Source organism: Intestinibacter sp. (assembly GCF_051866655.1).
Lineage (GTDB): Bacteria > Bacillota > Clostridia > Peptostreptococcales > Peptostreptococcaceae > Intestinibacter.
In genome coordinates this window covers 1-6,040 of record NZ_JBJDXL010000140.1, presented here as the reverse complement: position 1 = coordinate 6,040, position 6,040 = coordinate 1, and the positions used below count along the sequence as shown (strand labels likewise).

The 6,040-nt window shown below is 31.1% G+C and carries 7 protein-coding genes and 1 pseudogene; all 8 read right to left on the bottom strand.

Translation table 11 applies throughout. From position 1 onward, the window contains the following. A pseudogene (locus ACI3VO_RS04000) lies at positions 1-471 on the bottom strand (primosomal protein N'); the annotation flags it as partial. Positions 472-534: 63 nt separating this feature from the next. Further along, positions 535-1,737 carry a bifunctional phosphopantothenoylcysteine decarboxylase/phosphopantothenate--cysteine ligase CoaBC gene (coaBC, locus tag ACI3VO_RS03995; protein ID WP_439756682.1) on the bottom strand — a complete coding sequence of 401 codons (1,203 nt, stop codon included), beginning with the start codon at positions 1,735-1,737 and terminating at the stop codon, positions 535-537. Positions 1,738-1,791: 54 nt separating this feature from the next. After that, positions 1,792-2,067: a DNA-directed RNA polymerase subunit omega gene (gene rpoZ, locus ACI3VO_RS03990; protein ID WP_320623854.1), complete on the bottom strand. Its 276-nt coding sequence runs from the start codon at positions 2,065-2,067 to the stop codon at positions 1,792-1,794. Position 2,068: 1 nt separating this feature from the next. Next, positions 2,069-2,692, bottom strand: a complete 624-nt coding sequence (gene gmk / locus ACI3VO_RS03985) for a guanylate kinase (RefSeq protein WP_439756681.1) — start codon at positions 2,690-2,692, stop codon at positions 2,069-2,071. A gap of 37 nt (positions 2,693-2,729) precedes the next feature. Next, positions 2,730-3,611, bottom strand: coding sequence for a YicC/YloC family endoribonuclease (locus ACI3VO_RS03980; RefSeq protein WP_439756680.1), 882 nt, complete (start codon positions 3,609-3,611; stop codon positions 2,730-2,732). Position 3,612: 1 nt separating this feature from the next. Then, positions 3,613-4,446 (bottom strand): diaminopimelate epimerase, encoded by an 834-nt coding sequence (dapF, locus tag ACI3VO_RS03975; RefSeq protein ID WP_439756679.1) that lies wholly within the window; start codon positions 4,444-4,446, stop codon positions 3,613-3,615. Between the two features lie 64 nt (positions 4,447-4,510). After that, positions 4,511-5,566, bottom strand: coding sequence for a site-2 protease family protein (locus ACI3VO_RS03970; protein WP_439756678.1), 1,056 nt, complete (start codon positions 5,564-5,566; stop codon positions 4,511-4,513). Between the two features lie 68 nt (positions 5,567-5,634). Then, positions 5,635-5,871 carry a hypothetical protein gene (locus tag ACI3VO_RS03965; protein ID WP_439756677.1) on the bottom strand — a complete coding sequence of 79 codons (237 nt, stop codon included), beginning with the start codon at positions 5,869-5,871 and terminating at the stop codon, positions 5,635-5,637. Positions 5,872-6,040 lie beyond the last annotated feature (169 nt).

Sequence of the window (6,040 nt, the reverse complement as noted above, 5' to 3'; positions counted from 1 at the left end):
TATCTTGCCTTTATTATCTAGAACCTTTTGAAATACAAATTTTTTATTTTCGCTCAGCTTTTCACTTAAATCGTATAGCTCATATGGATCTATATCCTTAAGCGACTGGCTTATTGTAACGACCTTGTAATTATTTAGCTTATATCCCTTGGGAATAATTAAATTTATGCAATCCATATATGTACATAGATATCTATTTTTCATCCAGTGAATTAACTCCAAATCTTCTCTCTTCAAAATCGGCTTTTCATCTAGTACATCGTAAATACACTTAGTCTCGATATTTTCATCATTATTATAGGTTATATTAAAAACATACGCCTCTATGGGCTTATTTCCTTTTCCAAAGGGTACAAGAACTCTATGTCCAAGGCTTATTTCGTCTAATAAAAATTTTGGTATCTGATATGTAAATAAATTATCTGTATATTGACTGTTATTTTTGACTACAACCTTTGCATACTTCTCCATCCTCGTACTCCTTTCATTTGTTTTCATTACTAAAAGAGGAAATCATATGATTTCCCCTTGAGTTTATTTATTGTCCAATAAAGATTTAATCTTATCTAAAATTACAGATGCAACCTCTTCCTTAGTCATCATAGGGTATTTTGTCATACTTCCATCCTTCTCTATGATGCTTACTACATTTGTATCAGTGCCAAAGCCTGCACCACTTTCCTTTAAGTTATTTGCAACTATGAAATCCATATTTTTCTTTGCAATTTTGCCCTTTGCATTTTCTATCAAGTCGTTAGTTTCAGCTGCAAAGCCCACTAATATCTTGTCTTTTTTAATTTTACCAATTTCATAGGCAATATCCTTGTTTCTATCTAATTCTATAACTAAATCTCCATCTTTTTTCTTGATTTTTTTATCACTATATTCCTTTGGCTTATAATCTGCAACTGCAGCGCTTTTTATTACTACATCATTTTCATCTAAGTTAGAAATAACTGCCTGATACATATCCTCTGCTGATGTTATATTTATAACCTTCTTTATATTAGATGATGGCTTTAAGCTTGTCTTTCCTGATACTAAAGTAACCTCAGCTCCTCTAGCAGCTGCAACCTTAGCTATAGCGTAACCCATCTTACCACTTGAACGATTAGTCAAATATCTAACAGGATCTAAGCTTTCTATTGTAGGTCCTGCTGTTATTATTATTTTTCTGCCTACTAAATCCTGTTCATAATTTAATAGAGCTTCTACGTTTTCAACTATTACCTCTGGTGATGCTAGCTTTCCACTTCCGATATCTCCACAAGCTAATCTTCCACTTTCTGGCTCTATAAATTTATATCCATGTTCTTTAAGTATAGATATATTTTTTTGAACTAATGGGTTTTCATACATATTAGTATTCATAGCTGGTGCTATAAGCACTTTTGCCTTTGTAGCTGCAATTGTAGTTGTAAGCATATCATCACAAATACCATTTGCTATTTTACCTATAACATTTGCAGTCGCTGGAGCAACTAAAAATAAATCGGCTTTTTTGGCAAGCTCTATATGCTCAACCTCCCATGTCTTTGGATCTTCAAACATATCGCTTACTACATAATTTTGGCTCAATGTTTGAAATGTAAGAGGTCCTACAAATTCACAAGCGCTCTTTGTCATAATAACATGTACGTCGGCATTTAATTTTTTAAGTCTGCTGACAACATCACAGACCTTGTACACTGCAATTCCGCCACTTACGCCTATTACAACAGTCTTACCTTTTAGCATATTTTTCTCCTTATTAATTGTAATTTATCAAATCATCTTCCCAAGCAGTAGATATTAGTCTTGTTCTAATTCTTTTTGTTGTTTTTCTTGTTCTAGATGATGCTCTAATTCTTTTTGTTCTATTTCTTCTGGTGTTAATAATCTATAAGTTATTTTTTCTTCAGCTACTTCTTCAGTTGCTATACAAACTGGTTTATTTTCACCTTGTTTGTTTTCTACGTATATTTCAGAACCGTCAACTATTTCTCTTGCTCTCTTAGCCACAGTCCCAACTAAATAATATCTGTTACTTATTTTTTCTAATACGTCGTTTATTGATGGTTTTATCATTTTATAATTCCTCCTCAAATTTTTTTATAATTGCATTTTCATATCTTCTAGCTTTATTTTTTTCTGCTACAATTATATTTTCTATAGCTATAGCAGCTTCTGTCGTCTTGTTGTTTTCATTGAATACAAAGTAATCATAGTCTTTTATTTGTTTTATTTCTTCAAAAGAAGTACTAAGTCTTTCGTTTACTTGTTCTTCAGTTTCTGTACCTCTAGAAGTAAGTCTCTTCTTAAGCTCTTCAAGTGAAGGAGGTAGTACAAATATAAGTACTGCTTCTGGGTACATATCTTTTACCTGTCTAGCACCTTGCATCTCGATTTCTAATATAACATCGCTACCTTCTTCTAAGTATTTCATTACAGGCCCTTTAGGAGTTCCATAGAAATTGCTGTAAATTTGTGCATATTCTAAAAATCCACCTTGACCTATCATTTGTTTAAATTTCTCTCTAGTTAGAAAGAAATAACTTTCTCCATCTACTTCGCCCTCTCTAGGAGCTCTAGTAGTAGCAGATACTGAAAGCTTAAAATCAGGATTTCTTTTTATTAATTCTTTACAAACAGTTCCTTTACCTGCACCTGATGGACCAGAAACAACTAATAATAATCCTTTTTTCTTAATCATTATTATATCTTCCTTTCTCTATTGCTATGTATAAATACTATTCTATATTTTGAATTTGTTCTCTAATTTTTTCTAATTCGCTTTTTACTTCAACTACTAAGTTAGTGATGTTTATATCAGAAGATTTTGATCCCATAGTGTTTATTTCTCTATTCATCTCTTGGATAAGAAAATCCATCTTTCTTCCTACTGAATCATCCTTTACTACTGTGTTTCTAAGCTGAACTATATGAGAATTAAATCTTACTATTTCCTCAGTTATAGAGCTCTTATCTGCGTATATAGCTACTTCCTGTGCCATTCTATTTTCGTCTATTTCATTTGGATTTTCTAATAATTCCTTTATTCTAGTATTTAATTTATCTCTGTAATCTTCAACTACTGTGTCAGATAATTTTTCGATTTGATTTATATAGTCTGATAGTATATCACATCTTTTTAGAGTATCTTCTTCCAATTTTTTACCTTCAGCTACTCTCATTTCGACAAGCTTATTAAGAGCTATTTCTAAAGCATCTTTAAACATTGCCCACATTTCATCTTCGTCTTCTTCTTTTTCTTCTGTCTTTACTATATCAGGAAACTTAGCTACATTCATAACTGATATATCATCTGTTAATTCGTATTTATCTCTAATAGTTTTCAATATGCTTATATATTGACTCGCTAAGTTTTCATCGAACTTTAAGTTTACATCTTCTGAACCTATTAAGTCAAGCTTTACATATAAATCAACTCTTCCTCTTTTTATGAAATCTTTTATAAAATTTCTAGCCTTATCCTCTAAAAAGTTGATTTTTCTAGGAAGACGCATATTTATATCGCAATATCTATGATTGATAGTCTTACATTCTACCAAAAATTGATAGTTGTCGTTTTTTACCTCGCCTCTTCCAAATCCAGTCATACTAATTGCCATATTATACCTCCAAGTTTCCTTCACATATTTTTACAGCTGGACCTGTCATATATGCAAATCCATCTTCTAAATCTATTTTTACGCTTCCACCTTCAGAAGTTACATTTACACTTTCTCCTACTTTTCCAAGATAATTGCTTATAACTACTGATGCAGTCATACCTGTTCCACAACCAAAAGTATATCCACAGCCTCTTTCAAATGTCTTTACTAGTATGTTTTTGTCGTCAACTATTTGTACAAAATTTACGTTAGTCTTTTGAGGGAATACAGGATGTTTTTCAATCGCTGCTCCATATTTTTGAACCTCGTCCATATCTAATTTATCTACAAATATAACTGTATGAGGAACTCCCATAAGCATTGATGTAACTGTATACTCTCTATCAAGTACATCTATCTTTTGTTCTATAAATTTTTCAGCTGAAGTATCTACAGGCACGTCCTTTGCTAAAAAGCTTCCACCACCCATATTTACTCTTATAGTTTCAATTTCTCCATCTTTTAAGTTTAATTTTACTTTTTTAACTCCGTCTAATGTGTACACATCGAATTCATCTTTTTTTACTATACTATTATCGTAGACAAATTTTACGAAGCATCTAAGACCATTTCCACACATAGCAGCGCGAGAACCGTCTGAATTATAGTAAACCATCTCAACGTCTGCAACATCTGAATTTTTTACGACTAATAAACCATCTGCCCCTACAGAAAATTTTCTGTGGCATGCTCTTTTAGCGTAATCTCCGTAATTATCTGGATCTATACCGTCTTCTCTTCCATCTATCGCTACAAAGTCATTTCCTATTCCATGTAATTTCCAAAATTTCATTATCTCGCCCCTTTGATTTTTTCTAACACTTAATTATACCCTATTTCGATTTAAAAATAAATATTTACGAAATTTTATCTATTAATTCTTTTACTAATTCCTTTTCCATAATTGCCTGTCCCTTTAGAGGAAATTTATCTGCAACCTTAAGCGCCTCATTTGCGTATTCAAGTGCTTTTTGAGTATTTTTATTTGTATAGTATTCGTAGTAAGATTTTACTCTAAGTCCATTCAAATCCATGTCCTTTTGAAGCACATTTCCAGCATTTTTATAGTTTTTCTCGGCATTTACCTTGTCCTCTTTTATAGAGTAATTAAAGCAAATTTCGTAATATATTCCAGGCAACATAGGCTCTGGTATCTTATCTATATTTTTTTCCAATAAACCTATATAATAATCAACTTCAGAGTAATTTTTAGAATCTAAGGCCTTAAAATAGCTGTAAAATAAAAAGTATACCTTTGTAAAATCCATCTGACTCTCTGAATCAAATTCAACCTCTATATCCTTTGGTCTAACACCGTGAGACACTTGTGCTGAAAGTCTATTTAGCTTCAATAGGTCATTTGCAAATGGCTTTTTTAAAATGATGCTCCAAACTATCATTCCATCGCTTGGATTATTTCCACTCATAATTGGAAGTGCATTTAAAACACCTGTAAAAAATGATGTAAATGAAAAAGCGATTAAAAATACTCGAATATTTCCATTTGTATAAAATGATATTAAAATTCCTATAATCGCACTTATAAAATTAAATAAAATTCCACCCATATAGTAAATCGTATGTCTGTATTGTTCGATTTCTTCTTTAGGAGGTATCATAGCACAGAATCCTCCATAATCCTTTGGCTTTAATATCATAAATTTAAATCTTTCATTTTCCATTTTCCAGCATAGCGGTCCTATTGTAAATGAAATTAATTTATATCCAGCCATTTTCCCAAATACATAGTGACCAAACTCATGTATATTAATTATAAAAAACAGCGATATAACTATAGATAATCCAAATACAATCATCTCTATCGGTCCTATATCAAGCACTATAAATATTCCTACAATGACTAATCCCAATAAAATACCCGCCGCTATCAATATTTTTTCACCCTTTTTCATAAAATTCACTCCTAAACATATATCCTCGTAAAAATCAATTATTTAGAATCGCAAATACATTTATTTTTTTATTTTTTATTATTTGCTTTTTTATCATTTTTCTTAGCTTCTGCTTCTTTTTCTTCTTTTTTGGCTTTATTCATCTTAAGTATAGATATTAGCAAGCATATTATTGAAAGCATATAGCATGCCATAGCTATAGTAGTATTATCTATTTTTACAATTTTGTCTAATACATAGCCTGTCATTAAAAATAATATTCCTGCAATTGATAAATTCGTATAATTCTTTTGCTTCTTGTCCATAATTCTCCTCCTAAATAAATCTTATATTTGCTTTGTTTCTAGGTACAGTTCTAAAGTACTCCATATCTGGATAGCCCATTATCATACATACTTGAACCTTTTGATCTTCTTCTACTCCTAAAACATCTCTTATCTCTTTATTTGAATTAACTGCCCTTACAAAATATCC

Bases quoted from the DNA above. Each gene is read 5' to 3' on its own strand.
- coaBC (WP_439756682.1), bottom strand. From the start codon at position 1,737: ATGCTAAAAGGTAAGACTGTTGTAATAGGCGTAAGTGGCGGAATTGCA.
- rpoZ (WP_320623854.1), bottom strand. From the start codon at position 2,067: ATGATAAAACCATCAATAAACGACGTATTAGAAAAAATAAGTAACAGA.
- gmk (WP_439756681.1), bottom strand. From the start codon at position 2,692: ATGATTAAGAAAAAAGGATTATTATTAGTTGTTTCTGGTCCATCAGGT.
- ACI3VO_RS03980 (WP_439756680.1), bottom strand. From the start codon at position 3,611: ATGGCAATTAGTATGACTGGATTTGGAAGAGGCGAGGTAAAAAACGAC.
- dapF (WP_439756679.1), bottom strand. From the start codon at position 4,446: ATGAAATTTTGGAAATTACATGGAATAGGAAATGACTTTGTAGCGATA.
- ACI3VO_RS03970 (WP_439756678.1), bottom strand. From the start codon at position 5,566: ATGAAAAAGGGTGAAAAAATATTGATAGCGGCGGGTATTTTATTGGGA.
- ACI3VO_RS03965 (WP_439756677.1), bottom strand. From the start codon at position 5,871: ATGGACAAGAAGCAAAAGAATTATACGAATTTATCAATTGCAGGAATA.